Genomic DNA, 14,282 nt, shown 5'->3' with positions numbered 1-14,282 from the left:
GCGACCTACGCTGATCCTGTTCCTTGCACAACAGCATGGTTGAGAAGCCGCGCGCGCTTGCCTATGTGGGCCCGATGAACGCTCCCGCACTCAAGCCGTCCGACCGTGTCCGCAAACCTGACTGGATCCGCGTCAAGGCGCCGACCAGCCCTGGCTATGCCGAAACCCGCAAGCTGATGCGCGATCTCAGCCTCAACACGGTATGCGAGGAAGCGGCCTGTCCGAACATCGGCGAATGCTGGACGAAAAAACATGCAACGGTGATGATCCTTGGCGATACCTGCACGCGCGCCTGCGCCTTCTGCAACGTCAAGACGGGGATGCCCCGCCCGGTCGACCCGCTGGAGCCTGAGCATGTAGCGCTCGCGGCGGCGAAGATGGGCCTGACGCATATCGTCATCACCTCGGTCGACCGCGACGACCTGCCCGACGGCGGCGCGAGTCAGTTCGTCAGGGTTATTGAGGCGCTGCGCCGCGAGACCCCGTCGACGACGATCGAGATCCTGACCCCCGATTTCCGCAACAAGCCCGAAAGCGCAGTGGCTTCGATCGTCGATGCGCGCCCGGACGTCTACAACCATAATCTTGAAACCGTCCCGCGGCTTTATCCGACGATCCGCCCCGGCGCGCGCTATTACGCGTCGCTGCGCCTTCTCGAGCAGGTCAAGCGCCGCGATCCCTCGATCTTCACCAAATCGGGCATAATGCTCGGACTGGGAGAAGAGCGGATGGAAGTCCATCAGGTGATGGATGACATGCGCAGCGCCGACATCGACTTCATGACGATGGGCCAGTATCTTCAACCGACGCCGAAGCATGCCAAGGTGATCGATTTCGTCACCCCGCAGGCCTTCGACGCCTATGCGCAGATCGCCCGCGCGAAGGGCTTCCTTCAAGTCGCCTCCTCGCCCTTGACCCGTTCGAGCTATCACGCCGGTGACGATTTCGAGCGGATGCGCGCGGCGCGCGAGGCGCAGCTCGCCCGCGCGGCCGCTAGCTGACCCAAGACGCCGTGCCCCGGCACCACGAGACCCGCGAGCTGCCCTACAGCGCCGAGCAGATGTTCGCGCTCGTAACCGATATCGCGCGCTATCCCGAATTTCTGCCGTGGGTCGTTGCCCTGCGGGTCCGCAGTGAGGATGAGAGCGAGGCGGTGGCCGACATGATCGTCGGATTCAAGGGACTGCGCGAAAGCTTTTCGTGTCGGGTCGAAAAGCGCCGCCCGAGCCACGTGGCGGTCCATTATATCGATGGGCCGATGCGCCACCTCGACAATGAGTGGCATTTCACCCCGCTCGAAGGCGGCGGATGCCGGGTCGATTTCATGGTCGACTTCTCGTTTCGCAACCGGTTGTTCGAGACGCTTGCGGGGCAGATGTTCGACAAGGCGCTCCGCCGAATGATCGCAGCGTTCGAGGAACGCGCGGCCGCACTCTATGGGGTCGCAGCCTAGAGGCTGCGCGGGCGGACGGTCAGTCGGAGGAGCAATCGAGGAGCGCCACCGCGCGGATCCATCCGGCACTTGCGCGCTCGATCTTCACGGGAAAGCAGCTCAGCGTCCACCCCGTGGGGGGTAGGGCGGCAAGGTTGGTCAACTTTTCGATCTGGTAGTAGGGCCGGATCCGTCCGGCCTTGTGTCCTTCCCAGATAATCGAAGGATCGCGCGTCTCCTCCCACCGCTTTGCCGTATGGCTGAAGGGGGCGTCCCAGCTCCAGGCGTCGGTACCGACCACTTTGACACCGTGCTCGGTCAGATAGAGCGTGGCCTCAGCGCCCATGCCGCAGCCCTGGTCGGTGAAATTGTCGGTGCCGTAGACCGCGCCCGACTGGACGAGGACGATGTCGAGCGGCTTCAGCGCGTGTCCGATGCGCGCTAGCTCCGCCTCGACTTCGGCGCCGCTCACGACATGGCCTGCCGGACGGTCGGAAAAGTCGAGCTTCACACCCGGTCGAAAGAAAAGGTCGAGCGGGGCTTCATCGATGCTTGGCGCCGCGCTCGCACCGCTGTCAGTGGTCGAATGGAAATGCCAAGGCGCGTCCATATGCGTGCCGTTGTGCGTCGAAAGAGTAATGCTCTCGACCGCCCAGCCTTCGCCATCGGGAAGGTCCTCGCGGGTCAGTCCAGGAAAGAACATCGCGATCTGTTCCCACGTGTTTTCGTGGGTCATGTAGCTGATCTGCGGCCGCATCACGGGCGGATCTGACACGACATGGTTGGTGATCGGGATCGAGAGATCGATGAAGCGGGTCATGGCCCGGGGATGCTGCCTTTACGTCGTCGCTTGTGCAAGGGTGAAGAGCGTTTATGACGAACGCCGCAAAACAGCCCATGGGCCTGGGTTTGCTCAGAACAGAATGGAGTTGGGGGAAAGGCACGGATGAGCAACGCTGCGACCTATCAGCCGACCGCGAAGGATATCCGCATGGTCATCGCCGCTTCGTCGGCGGGTACCATCTTCGAATGGTATGATTTTTTCATCTACGGCACGCTTGCGGCGATCATAGGCAAGGCGTTTTTTCCTAGCGACAATACCACGCTGGAAGTTTTGCTCGTCTGGGCCGGGTTCGCGGTCGGCTTCGGCTTCCGGCCGCTTGGAGCGGTCCTTTTCGGCTTTCTCGGCGACCGCCTGGGGCGCAAATACACCTTTCTTGTCACGGTCACGCTGATGGGAATTGCGACCGCGGGCGTCGGAATGATTCCGCCTGCGGCGACGATCGGCATCGCGGCGCCAATCATCGTTATCGGGCTTCGCATCCTGCAGGGGCTCGCGCTCGGCGGCGAATATGGCGGTGCAGCCATTTATGTCGCGGAGCATTCGCCGCCGGAAAAGCGCGGCTATTACACGAGCTTCATCCAGGCGAGTGTCGTCGGCGGTTTCGTCCTCAGCCTCATCGTTGTCCTGTCCTGCAAGGCGGTGATGTCCGAGGATCTTTGGAACGCCTGGGGATGGCGCGTCCCCTTCCTCCTGTCGCTCCTGCTCCTCGCGATTTCGCTGTGGATGCGATTGAAGCTGTCCGAAAGTCCGGTCTTCCAGGCGATGAAGGCCGAAGGTGAGATTGCGCGCAATCCGCTCAAGGAAAGCTTCACCTATCCAGGCAATGGCCGCCGCATCTTCGTCGCGATGATCGGGATTGCGGCAGGGCTGACGGTGATATGGTACACCGCGATGTTCTCCGGGCTTTCCTTCCTCAAGGGGCCGATGAAGGTGGACGACACCGCCGCCGAAATCATCGTGGGCGTGGCGGCGGCGCTCGGCATGGCTTTCTTCGTGATTGCGGGACGCCTATCGGATCGGATCGGGCGCAAGAAGCCGATCGTCTGGGGCTATGCCGCCACGCTCGCTTTGCTCTTTCCGCTTTTCTGGTGGATGGGCAGCGTGGCCAATCCCGCCCTCGAGGCCGCGGCCGCGCGCGCACCCGTTGTCGTCACTGGGTCGCAATGCAGCTTCGACCCCTTCGCCAAGGAGCAGCCCACTGCCTGCGGCAAGACCCTTGGCGAGCTCACCAGGCTGGGCGTGCCGTACAAGGTGGCGGCGAGCGATCGCAGCTTTGATAGCGTCCAGATTCACATCGGTGGCCGCGCTGTCGCGAGCGAGGATCCCGCGCTTCTCCAGCCCGCCCTCGAGGCGATGGGCTACAGTTTCGAAAAGCAGATTCCTGGCCCGCTGGGTGTCATCGTCATCCTTCTTGCGCTGCTGGGGCTGAGCGCGCTTTCGGGGTTCACTTATGGCCCCGTCGCTGCGCTGCTGGCGGAAATGTTCCCGCCGCATGTCCGCTATTCGTCCCTGTCGATCCCTTATCATCTCGGCACCGGCTATTTTGGCGGTTTTCTTCCGCTCATCGCGAGCTTCATCGTTGCGAAGACGGGCAATGCATATGCGGGCCTCTGGTATACATGGGGGGTGGTGCTCGCCGCTTTCCTCGTCACCGTCTTCATGCTCAAGGAACCGGTCGAGGGGCAGTGGGGCAAGGCACCTCCCGCCTGATGCACGGGCATTGGCCTTGCTCGCGTTCGCAGCTAGGGCAGGGGAAATGATCGACATCGCATCCCCCCTCCGGCTTCGTCTCGATTCTGCAGCGCTTCTTCACAATTGGCGCTGGCTGGCGAAGGCGGGCGGCGCAGAAGCGGGCGCCGCGATCAAGGCCGATGGTTACGGGCTCGGTGCGCGCGAGGTGATGAGCCATCTGGCCGACGCAGGCTGCCGCTTCTTCTTTGTCGCCAACTGGGTGGAGGCGGCGGCGCTCATGCCGTTGCCCGCCGGCGTGTCCCTCTCGGTACTTCACGGCGTGGGCGATGCAGACATGATCGCGGCGCGGACCTTGCCGGTCCGCCCTGTATTGATCAGCGTCGAACAGGTCGCTCGCTGGCGCGCGGCCGGAGAGGGGCGAGCGTGCGACGTGATGATCGACACCGGAATGAACCGGCTCGGCGTGCGTGTCGAGGAGGCGCGCGGCGGCGCGCTCAATGGAATCATGGTCGAAACCCTGCTCAGTCATCTCGCGTCGGCCGACGAGGATAGTCCGCAAACCGAGCGCCAGCTTGAAGCCTTTGCAGCGATCCGCGATGCGATCCCTGCGCGCCGGTATAGCCTGGCAAACAGTGCGGGCATTTGCCTCGGCTCCGACTATGGTTTTGACCTGACGCGCCCCGGATTGGCGCTCTATGGCGGGGTACCGCGCGCCGAGGCCGAAGGACATATACGCCAGGTTGCCTCTCCCGAGGCGCGGGTGCTCCAGATGCGGGTCGTGCCTGCGGGTGAAACGGTGGGTTATGGCGCGACGTGGACGGCGCCCCGAGATTGCCCGGTTGCGGTCGCGAACATGGGCTATGCCGACGGTTACCTGCGCTGCCATGCCGGGGCGGGCGGGGCGAGATGGCAAGGCCATGCCCTGCCGCTGATCGGCCGCGTGTCGATGGACCTCATCGCCTTTGATGCAAGCGGCGCCCCGGGGCTTGCCGAGGGCGACTGGCTGACGCTCGACTATGACCTGCCCACGACCGCGGCGCGCAGCGGCTTGTCGCAATATGAACTGCTGACAGGCCTCGGCTCGCGCTTCGAACGCTACTGGACCTAAAAGCTCGCGCTCGCCCCGAACCGCACATAGCGACCGAGCACGCCGCTGAAATAGGTCGTGCCGCCGCCCGTCGCCGGATAGGGATAGGGCGGCTGGCGGTCGAAGACATTGTCGACCGCGACGCGCAGGGTAAAGCGGTCATCGGCGCGCACGCTGGCGCCGAGGTTGACGAAGGCGATCGCCGATACGCGGTCGAGCCCGCCGGGGTAGAAATTCGGCGCCGCCTGCGGATTGATCCGCGCCTTGCCGATATAATTGACCTGCGCGAACAGACCCAGATCGGCGGCGCTGTAATCGAACGTCGCCAGCGCCTGGTCCCTGGCATAGCCGATCATTCCGTCGAGCTGTACCCGCTGCGACGCGGCATCGGCGCGGGTGCTGAGTTCGTCGATATGTTGATAGGCGACGCTGAACCCGACCGAGCGAGCTCCGCTGCCGAGCGGAACGCGATAGTCGAGCGTGGCCAGATAGCCTTTGTAACGTTGCTCGGCGAGGTTCAGATATTGCACCTCGACAAAGCTGAGCTGCCCGTCGGAACCGCGGGTGAAGCGCGCGCAATCGGCGGCGTTCGCAAAGTCGGATGAGTCATAACAGTTCGCGACGATGCTGCTGGCGCCGCCATTGCTGATCGCGTCCTTGAGGTGGATGTCGACATAGTCGACACTCGCCCGCAGCTGCGGTGCGAAGCGCGGCTCAAGGACGACGCCCAGTGTCCAGCTGTTCGCCTTTTCATTGGCGAGGGCAGGGTTGCCCGCGATCGCCTGCGCAAAGGTACGGCTGTTCGACAGCGACTGGAAGTTGGCGGGCAGGCCGTCGGCGGCGCAGTTCGCTTGGCGCGTCGCAGGATCGGGGCCGTTGCCGCGGTTCGCCGCGTCGCACGGGTCGGCCGCGAAGCCGAAGTAGCTGCTCGACGGATTGAACAGCTCGGTAACCGCGGGCGCGCGGATCGCCCGGGTGAAATTGCCGCGGAAGACCAGATCGGGGACGATCCCGAGCCGCCCGCCGAGGGTCCACGTCCAGTCCCCGCCTGCGAGGCTGTGATCGACGTAGCGCGCGGCGCCCTTGACCTCGATCAGGTTGATCGGCGCGCCGCTTGCCGGCGAGATTATGGGCGCCAGGAACTCCGCCGAAAACTCGTCGGTATTGAACTTGCCATAGACCGGCAGAACCGGCGTGGCGCGGCCATAGCCGATGCGGTCGTTCGCTGGATCGCCGTCGCCGTTGCTGTCGGTCAGCGGATCGGGGTCGTCCGCGCCGTAAAAAAAGGCGCCGGGATCGAAATCCTGCGATTCAGCGCGATGCTCGTAGCCGAAGGCGACCGCGAAATCGCCGCCGGGAAGCGCGAAGAGCGGGCCGGTCAGCGAAGCGGTGAACTGCTTCTGCTTGTTGAGCGACACGGGCGTTGCAATCGCGGTGATATAATCGAGCGCGGCCTGTGAGCTTCTGCCGGTGCCAAAGAGGTTCAGCGGCGCGCAGATACTGCTCACCGTCGCGACCGGTGCGTTCACGGCGCCAGGGCGGCAGACGATATCCCCGTTGCCATCGCGCACCGCATCGACCGCATTGAGGAAATTTTGCTGTACCAGTTCGCGCGAACGGCTCGTAGATTTGGATCGGCCGATATTGCCCGCGACTTCCCAATCCCAACGCCCCGCCGCGAAATCGAGCGCGCCCGAGAGACCCGCGACGAAGCGCATCAGCTCGACCTCGCCAGTCGACTCGCCGGTGGTAAGATCGCTGTTGGCGCGGGAGAGGTAGAAATAGTCTTGCGGAAACCCTCCGAGATTCTGGTCCGAGAGCGGATTCATGTTGATCGCGGCGAGGATCGCGGCGCGCGCTTCGGGGGACAGATAGGGGTTGTCGATGCTCACGATGATATTGCCGTCGGGCGACCCTCCCGGCCCGGCGAGGCCGGTGTTGAACACCGGCTGAGTGCGCAGGTTGCGCCCCTTGCTGTTCGCATACCAGGCTTCGCCGAACAGCCGCACATTGTCGGACAGGTCATAGCGGGCGAGCGCGACGCCGCTGTAGCGCCGCGTCGAGGCAAGGAGGTTGGTCGACGGCGCCGCGCTGAAGCCGTTGCCGCCCTCGAAATCCACCCCGAACGTCCCCGGCGCCGCGGCGTAACGGCCGAAGTCGATCGCGGTGAGCCCCCCATTCTCGTCGAATCGGAGCTGGCTGCCGCTCGCGTCGCTGATCCCGAAGTGGAAGCCCGGAAACCCGAAGGTCGCAATCTGCTGCTCGACGCTCAGCGGGATGCCGTCGCCGACGAGGGGAATGCCGGATTCGGAGACTGCGGGCAGGCGGCGGTCGCGGTAGAGCTCCTGCAGGAAGGGCGAGGCAGGATCGCTCGCGTTGCCGAAGAAGCCGCCCTGCGCAAAAAAGGCGCGGTCAGCGCCGGTCAGCCCTTCGGCGCGGCTATACTCGCCCGCGATGGTGATATTGCCGCGGCCGCCCCCGAAATTATGCCCTGCGAGCGCGCGGACGCGCTGGCTTGCTCCGTCGCCGCGGCTTGAAATCCCGGCTTGACCGTCGAGTTCGAAGCCCGCGAAGTCGCGCCGCAATAGGATGTTTACCGTTCCGGCGATGGCGTCGGCGCCGTATATGGGGGCCCCGCCCACTGCGATCGTCTCGACGCGGTCCACCAGCTTGGTCGGGATGAGGTTGAGGTCGACCTGGTTCCCGGCGCCGGTCGGGCCGAAGATCGAGGCCGTGTTCGACGACACGAAACGCCGCCCGTCGACGAGCGTGAGCGTGCGCTGCGAGCCGAGGCCGAGGAAATTGACGAAGCTCTGTCCCTGCGCCAGCGGCGACTGCTCGCCGATCGGCGTCGCGCCGGGGGTGCCAAACGCGGGTTGCTCCTTCAGCGCCTGGCCGATCGAGTCGAAGCCGCGCATCTCGATAGCGTCCGAGGAAACGACGAGCGCCGGTTCGACGGTCTCGAAGCGCGGACGTGCAATGCGCGACCCGGTGACGATGATTGCATCAGCGCAGTCGGGGTTATCGGCGGGGCAGAGCGGGGCTTCCCGCGCGTGCGCGGCGCCGGCGGTCTGCGCGAAGAGAGCAGCGCTCAGAAGAAGGCGCGTCTTGGTCATGTGAAACTCCGTGCCGCAGGGGGACGGGTCGGCGGCGGGCGACATCTATCGCGAAATGGTCAACAAGCCGTGAACCATAGCGGGACGGTGGCGCGGCCCATGTTGCGACGCATCATAAATTGATGCTAATGCGGCACCAGGCAATCAAGGAGCGCGGGCGAGCATGGCGAAGGCAAAGACGGCAGCAGACGGCGATGTCGTCACCATCAAGAAATACGCCAACCGGCGGCTCTACGACACCGAACGCAGTTGTTACATCACGCTCGACGATCTGGGCGCGATGGTCCGCGACGGCCGCGATTTCCGCGTTGTGGACGCGAAAAGCGGTGAAGACATAACGCATAATGTCCTGACGCAGATCATCATGGATACCGAGACGCGGGGCGAAACCCTGCTTCCTGTGAATTTTCTGCGGCAGCTCATCGGCATGTACGGCGACAAGATGCAGTCGATGGTTCCGCAATATCTCGAAGCGTCAATGGCGACCTTTCGCAAGAACCAACAGGATGTTCGCGCGGCGCTGGAGGGGGCGCTGGGGGCGAACCCGCTCGCCGAACTGACCCGCCGCAATCTGGAAATGTTCCAGCAGGCCACCAGCGCCTTCATGCCAGGCGCGGTGGGTGGCAAGACAAAGGATGCCGAAATTGCGGCGCTCAAGGCCGAAATCGCCGAGCTTCGGGCCGAACTCGCCAGAAAGAAATAATCCGGGGCTCCTCCCGCCCCCCAGCACAGAAACAGGACAGATGATCAAGCATGCGCTCAGCGTAAACCGTCAGGCCGACTTCGCGGCCTGGTATCAGGATGTCATTGCCGAGGCCGACCTCGCCGAGGAATCGGGCGTGCGCGGCTGCATGGTTATCAAGCCGTGGGGCTACGGGATCTGGGAGCGTATCCAGAAGGTCATGGACGCCGCGATCAAGGATGCGGGGGTTCAAAACGCCTACTTCCCGCTCTTCATCCCCTTGAGCTTCTTCGAGAAGGAAGCCGATCATGTCGATGGTTTTGCAAAGGAAATGGCGGTCGTCACCCATCACCGTCTGATCGCGGACGGCAAGGGCAAGCTCGTTCCCGATCCCGAGGCGAAACTGGAAGAACCGCTGATCGTCCGCCCCACGTCGGAAACGGTGATCGGCTCGGCGATGAGCCGCTGGGTGCAGAGCTGGCGCGACCTGCCGCTGAAGGTCAACCAATGGGCCAATGTCGTGCGCTGGGAAATGCGCACGCGCATGTTCCTGCGCACCAGCGAATTTCTGTGGCAGGAAGGCCATACGGCGCACGCCGACAAGGACGACGCAATGGCAGAAACGCTGCGTGCGCTCGAAATGTACCGTGCTTTTGCCGAGGATATCCTCGCCATGCCGGTGATCGCGGGCGAGAAGCCCGAGAATGAGCGGTTCCCAGGCGCCGTTGCGACCTATTCGATCGAAGCGATGATGCAGGACGGCAAGGCGCTGCAGGCCGGCACCTCGCACTATCTCGGCACCGGCTTCGCCGAGGCCGCAGGGATCCGCTATCAGGACAAGGATGGCGGCCATAGCCTCTGCCACACGACGAGCTGGGGCACCTCGACCCGGATGATCGGCGGCGTCATCATGACGCATGGCGACGACGACGGGCTGCGCTGCCCGCCGCGCATCGCACCGCACCAGATCGTCATCGTCCCGATGCTGCGCGACAATGATGAGGACGGCGCAATCCTGGATTATTGCCGCGACCTCGAAACGAAGCTGAAGGCGCTTGATGCCTTCCGTGAGCCCGTGCGCGTGCTGCTCGACACCGGCGCGAACAAGGCGCAGACGAAGCGTTGGGGCTGGGTCAAGAAGGGTGCGCCGATCATCGTCGAGGTCGGTCCGCGCGACGTCGCGGGCGGCAATGTCGCCGTGGTCCGGCGCGACCGTCTCTACAAGGATGACGGCAAGCTCAATACGGCCTTCGTCGCAAAGGACGCGTTCGTGGCCGATGCGGTTGCGATGATCGAGGATATTCAGCGGAGCCTCTATGCCGAGGCGAAGGAGCGTCTGCACGCGAATATCCGGCGCGACGTGACCGACCTTGCCGCGCATTTCAGCGGCGATGACAAATTCGTCGGCTGGGTCGAGGTGCAATGGGCGCGCCCGACCGGTGCGGTGCTCGACGGGATCGTTGAGCAGCTCAAAGCGTTAAAACTGACGATGCGTAACACCCCGCTCGACGCTGCGCCCGCTGATGGCGCCTGCTTCTTCACCGGTGAGCCCGCAGTCGAGCGCGTGCTGATCGGGCGGACCTATTAATTGGCCAAAGGACCGAAACGGCCGAAACCCGCCGGGCTTCCGACGAGCGAGCAGATTCTCCGGTTCGTTGAGGGCAGCCCCGGTGCGGTCGGCAAGCGTGAGATTGCTAAACATTTCGGCCTCCACGGCGCCGACAAGATCGCGCTGAAGGCACTGCTCAAGGACATGACCGACGCGGGGCTCGTCGACATGGCCCCGGGCCGCGCCTTCCACAAACATGGCGGGCTGCCAAAGGTCACGGTGCTGCGCGTGGCGGCCGTCGAGGGTGATACCGTCTGGGCGGTGCCCGAACGTTGGGAAGGGTCAGCGCCCCCACCACGTCTGCGGGTCATGGAGAAGGGCCGGCGCAGCGCGCTGGGTCTCGGCGACCGGATTCTCGCCCGTACCGAAGAGCGAGGCAGCGGCCACGTTGCGCACCCGATGAAGCGGCTGCAGGCAGGTGGCGAGACGATCATCGGTGTTCTCGTCGCCGATACCGGTCCCGGGGGCAAGCCCATCACCTGGTTGCGCCCGACTGACAAACGCGCGCGTTTCGATTTTATTGTCTCTGACATGGGCGACGCCGGCATCGGTGACCTCGTTCGCGCGGAATTGTCCGGGCGCGGGGCCGCGACAAAGGCGCGGGTGGTCGAGCGGATCGGTGATCCCTTCGCGTCGCGTTCGCTCAGCATGATCGCGATCGCGAAACACGAAATCCCGCACATCTTTGGCGACGAGACTCTGGCGGAAGCCGAACGCGCCGCGGGGCTGCCGCTCACCCCCGAAGGGCGCGAGGATCTGCGCGGCCTGCCGATCGTTGCGATCGACCCCGCCGATGCGCGCGACCATGACGATGCGGTCTGGGCGGCGCCTGACGAGGACCCCGGCAACAAGGGCGGCTGGCGTGCCATCGTCGCAATCGCCGACGTCAGCTATTATGTCCGCGCCGACAGCGCGCTCGACCGCGAGGCGCGGCGGCGGGGCAACAGCGTCTATTTCCCCGACCGGGTGGTCCCGATGCTCCCCGAAACCCTCTCGGCGGGCGTCTGCTCGCTCAAGGCGGGCGAGGACCGGGCGGCGATGGCCTGCCATCTGACCGTCGATCGCCACGGCAAGGTGACGTCATGGCGTTTTACGCGCGCACTAGTGAGACTTCGCGCGAATATCGCCTATGAGCGCGCACAGGCCGCTTTCGATGCCGACGCGGCCAACAGGAACTGGGATGCCGACGTTCTCCCGTCACTGAAAAATCTGTGGGGGTGCTGGGCGTTGCTCGCAAAGGCGCGGGCTGCACGCGCGCCCCTCGACCTCGACTTGCCCGAGCGGCAGGTGATTCTCGACGACAAGGGCGGCATTGCGGAGATCCGCGTGCGCGAACGGCTCGACGCGCACCGGCTGATCGAGGATTATATGATCGCGGCAAACGTCGCGGCGGCGAAGGCGCTTGAGGCAAAGAAATCACCGGTCATGTACCGCATCCACGAGCCGCCGAGCCGCGAAAAGCTCGTCAGCCTCAAGGATTATCTCGAAACCTTCGATCAGAGTTTTGCACTGGGGCAGGTCATAACGCCGGCCGTGTTCAACCGCCTGCTCGACGGATTTTCGGGCGACGACCGACTTTTCGAGATCATGGAGGCGATCCTGCGCAGCCAGACGCAGGCCTATTATGGCCCCGCCAATGCGGGCCATTTCGGGCTTGCACTCGGGTCCTACGCGCATTTCACCTCGCCGATCCGCCGCTATGCCGACCTGATCGTCCACCGCGCACTCGTTGACAGCTATCGCCTTGAAGTGCTTGGAAAGGCTGCAAATTTGCCCGAGCGGACGGGGCTGGGTGAGGCTGACCGCAAGGGGCTGTCGCGTATCGGCGAAACGATCAGTGCGCTCGAACGCCGCGCCATGGAGGCCGAGCGCGAGACAATCGACCGTTATGTCGCAGCTTATCTGGCTGGGAAGGTAGGCGAAATCGTACAGGCCCGGATCACCGGGGTGCAGCCGTTCGGCTTTTTCGCGACCGTCGACGGCCTCGGCGGCGACGGGCTGGTGCCTGTGTCGACGCTGGGCAGCGAGCGCTTTTTTTACGACGAGGCCGCGCGGACGCTCGACAGCGAGCATGGCCGCGTGAGCTATGGCATCGGTCAGCGGCTCGACCTGCGGCTGATGGAAGCGAACCCGATCAGCGGCGCGCTGCGCTTCGAATTGCCCGATGCACCCGAAGGCGGCTTTCGGAACCGCCCGCTACGGCGTGACGGCGTCAGGAAGGACGTCCGGAAAGACAAGGCCGGCAAGCATATGGTCGGCAAGCGCGGACGGCCGTCCAATATCCGCCATCAGGGAAAGCGCCGCTAAAACTCCGTCATTGCGAGCTACGCAAACAATCCAGGCCGGTTTACCAGACTGCGGATTTCCGCGCGGCTGCGCTGCGCGCAAGGACGCGGATCAGGGGCGAATGGCCAGCCGTGCGAGCAGCGCTGCGCTCGCTGCGTCCGCAGGGAAGAAGGCCTCGATCGCCAGCTCCGACAGCGTGATGTCGACAGGGGTTCCGAAGATCGTCACCGTCGAGACGAAGCGGATTCGCCCCGCGATCGTGTCGAGGATCAGCGGCACCGCAATGCCGCTCACGGCTTTGCCCTCATTATCGTTGGCCTGCACCGCATAGCCCGCCAGTTCCTCGCGCAGCGCCATGAGATCGGTGTCGGCGCTTGCCTCGATCTGGAGGTCGAGGCGGTGCAGGATATGGGCGCGCCATTCGGCGTGATTGACGATCTGCGGCGCAAGACCATCGGGGTGGAGCGCGATGCGCAGCACATTGGCGGGCGGGGCAAGCAAGGCCGGAGCAACCTGTTCTATGAGGATCGCGATGGCGTCATTCGCCGCGACCATATTCCAGTGCCGGTCGACCGCGAGCGCGGGATAGGGCTCGTGACCCTTCAACACATGCTCGACGATCGCTTTCATCCCCGCCATCTCCGGGCTGTCGAGCGGCCGCTCTGGATAGTCGGGCGCGTAGCCCGCGGCGAGGAGCAGGGCATTGCGCGCGCGGTGCGGGATTTCGAGCCGATCGGCGATCCGTTGCAGCATCGCTGTGCTCGGTCGCGACCGGCCGGTCTCGATGAAGCTCAGGTGCCGCGCCGACATGTCGGTTTCGAGCGCCAGATCCATCTGACTCATCCGGCGGCGCGTGCGCCATTCGCGAAGCTGCTCGCCCAGCGGTGCGACCTGCATCCCGTCTCTCCTTCGCTTCCCGTTAGCCCGGACGCGTTCCGGTTTCCATTACCTCGCACGTAATCGACTCCGTGCGTTGCAAGGGGCAGTTGGGCCGGGTTCGAAAGGAGATGTTCCATGCTGAGTCCCAACATCAAGACCATCCTGATGCTCGACGCGGTAACCTGTGCCGCAATGTTCCTGCTTTGCGTGTTCGCCGCGGCCACTCTCGCTCCGCTGTTCGGCCTTCCCGCCGGTGTGGTGACCGCGGCGGGCTGGATCTGCCTCACCGCCGCGTTGCCGATGGTGGGCGTGGCGGCGCAGCGGGTGCCAAGCCGAGGGCTTACCAATTTGATCGCCGTCGGCAATCTCGGCTGGGTCGTCGCGAGCTTCGCAGTGCTTGCCATCTTCGCGGGGCAGATGAGTTGGCTCGGTATCGCGGCGACCGTGGTTCAGGCACTGGTCGTGCTCGAGTTCGCGCTGATCGAGGCGAAGGGCGCGGCCACGTTGCCGCGTGCTGCCGCCGCTGGCTGGCCGCGAGCATCCTGATCTTTACGGGGCAGCCGCGGGCTGCCCCGCTTCTTGCGCAAGATCGTTACGCCGAAAGGTTGCAATACTTCGCTCAGCGGGCCAAGGATGGGATATGCCAAATCGATAA

11 protein-coding genes are annotated in these 14,282 nt (G+C 64.5%); 8 read left to right on the top strand and 3 right to left on the bottom strand.

Annotated elements, in window-relative coordinates; genetic code table 11:
- Window positions 1-35: 35 nt before the first annotated feature.
- Both lipA and LH20_RS12570 read left to right on the top strand, forming a co-directional pair.
- Window positions 36-1,001 (top strand): lipoyl synthase, encoded by a 966-nt coding sequence (gene lipA / locus LH20_RS12575; RefSeq protein ID WP_053554493.1) that lies wholly within the window; start codon window positions 36-38, stop codon window positions 999-1,001.
- Window positions 1,002-1,012: 11 nt separating this feature from the next.
- Window positions 1,013-1,453 carry a type II toxin-antitoxin system RatA family toxin gene (locus LH20_RS12570; RefSeq protein WP_053554492.1) on the top strand — a complete coding sequence of 147 codons (441 nt, stop codon included), beginning with the start codon at window positions 1,013-1,015 and terminating at the stop codon, window positions 1,451-1,453.
- Window positions 1,454-1,472: 19 nt separating this feature from the next.
- Here LH20_RS12570 and LH20_RS12565 read toward each other — a convergent pair whose 3' ends face one another.
- Window positions 1,473-2,252 (bottom strand): cyclase family protein, encoded by a 780-nt coding sequence (locus LH20_RS12565; RefSeq protein WP_053554491.1) that lies wholly within the window; start codon window positions 2,250-2,252, stop codon window positions 1,473-1,475.
- Window positions 2,253-2,378: 126 nt separating this feature from the next.
- Here LH20_RS12565 and LH20_RS12560 point away from each other — a divergent pair, with 126 nt between their 5' ends.
- Window positions 2,379-3,986 carry an MFS transporter gene (locus LH20_RS12560; RefSeq protein WP_053554490.1) on the top strand — a complete coding sequence of 536 codons (1,608 nt, stop codon included), beginning with the start codon at window positions 2,379-2,381 and terminating at the stop codon, window positions 3,984-3,986.
- 46 nt (window positions 3,987-4,032) lie between these two features.
- The gene (alr, locus tag LH20_RS12555) at window positions 4,033-5,076 is read left to right on the top strand and encodes an alanine racemase (RefSeq protein WP_053554489.1); all 1,044 of its coding nucleotides are present in this window, start codon (window positions 4,033-4,035) and stop codon (window positions 5,074-5,076) included.
- Here alr and LH20_RS12550 read toward each other — a convergent pair.
- Window positions 5,073-8,171: a TonB-dependent receptor domain-containing protein gene (locus tag LH20_RS12550; RefSeq protein WP_053554488.1), complete on the bottom strand. Its 3,099-nt coding sequence runs from the start codon at window positions 8,169-8,171 to the stop codon at window positions 5,073-5,075. The two genes, alr and LH20_RS12550, sit on opposite strands and share 4 nt — an antisense overlap.
- A 163-nt stretch (window positions 8,172-8,334) precedes the next feature.
- Between LH20_RS12550 and phaR the strand changes: the two genes are divergently transcribed.
- Genes phaR through LH20_RS12535 form a run of 3 tightly spaced genes read left to right on the top strand, consistent with a single transcriptional unit; the run spans window position 8,335 to window position 12,769 of the window.
- A complete protein-coding gene (phaR, locus tag LH20_RS12545; RefSeq protein ID WP_053554487.1) occupies window positions 8,335-8,874 on the top strand; it encodes a polyhydroxyalkanoate synthesis repressor PhaR in 540 nt (179 codons plus the stop codon).
- Window positions 8,875-8,914: 40 nt separating this feature from the next.
- On the top strand, window positions 8,915-10,441 hold the full coding sequence (proS, locus tag LH20_RS12540) for a proline--tRNA ligase (RefSeq protein WP_053554486.1): 1,527 nt from the start codon (window positions 8,915-8,917) through the stop codon (window positions 10,439-10,441).
- Entirely contained in the window at window positions 10,442-12,769 is a 2,328-nt protein-coding gene (locus tag LH20_RS12535) for a ribonuclease R family protein (protein ID WP_053554485.1), read from the top strand.
- A 90-nt stretch (window positions 12,770-12,859) separates the two neighbouring features.
- On the opposite strand, the gene LH20_RS12530 is transcribed toward LH20_RS12535, so the two are convergent.
- The gene (locus LH20_RS12530) at window positions 12,860-13,645 is read right to left on the bottom strand and encodes a helix-turn-helix domain-containing protein (RefSeq protein WP_053554484.1); all 786 of its coding nucleotides are present in this window, start codon (window positions 13,643-13,645) and stop codon (window positions 12,860-12,862) included.
- A 117-nt stretch (window positions 13,646-13,762) separates the two neighbouring features.
- On the opposite strand from LH20_RS12530, the gene LH20_RS12525 reads away from it, so the two are divergent.
- A complete protein-coding gene (locus tag LH20_RS12525) occupies window positions 13,763-14,173 on the top strand; it encodes a hypothetical protein (RefSeq protein ID WP_053554483.1) in 411 nt (136 codons plus the stop codon).
- Window positions 14,174-14,282: the final 109 nt, after the last annotated feature.

Source organism: Sphingopyxis sp. 113P3, assembly GCF_001278035.1.
Taxonomy (GTDB): domain Bacteria; phylum Pseudomonadota; class Alphaproteobacteria; order Sphingomonadales; family Sphingomonadaceae; genus Sphingopyxis.
This window is presented reverse-complemented; position numbering and strand designations above follow the sequence as displayed.

What these genes read in the sequence shown, in the direction of transcription:
- proS (WP_053554486.1), top strand. Translation starts at nt 8,915, where the DNA reads ATGATCAAGCATGCGCTCAGCGTAAACCGTCAGGCCGACTTCGCGGCC.
- LH20_RS12525 (WP_053554483.1), top strand. Translation starts at nt 13,763, where the DNA reads ATGCTGAGTCCCAACATCAAGACCATCCTGATGCTCGACGCGGTAACC.
- LH20_RS12530 (WP_053554484.1), bottom strand. Translation starts at nt 13,645, where the DNA reads ATGCAGGTCGCACCGCTGGGCGAGCAGCTTCGCGAATGGCGCACGCGC.
- alr (WP_053554489.1), top strand. Translation starts at nt 4,033, where the DNA reads ATGATCGACATCGCATCCCCCCTCCGGCTTCGTCTCGATTCTGCAGCG.
- LH20_RS12565 (WP_053554491.1), bottom strand. Translation starts at nt 2,252, where the DNA reads ATGACCCGCTTCATCGATCTCTCGATCCCGATCACCAACCATGTCGTG.
- LH20_RS12560 (WP_053554490.1), top strand. Translation starts at nt 2,379, where the DNA reads ATGAGCAACGCTGCGACCTATCAGCCGACCGCGAAGGATATCCGCATG.
- LH20_RS12550 (WP_053554488.1), bottom strand. Translation starts at nt 8,171, where the DNA reads ATGACCAAGACGCGCCTTCTTCTGAGCGCTGCTCTCTTCGCGCAGACC.
- lipA (WP_053554493.1), top strand. Translation starts at nt 36, where the DNA reads ATGGTTGAGAAGCCGCGCGCGCTTGCCTATGTGGGCCCGATGAACGCT.
- phaR (WP_053554487.1), top strand. Translation starts at nt 8,335, where the DNA reads ATGGCGAAGGCAAAGACGGCAGCAGACGGCGATGTCGTCACCATCAAG.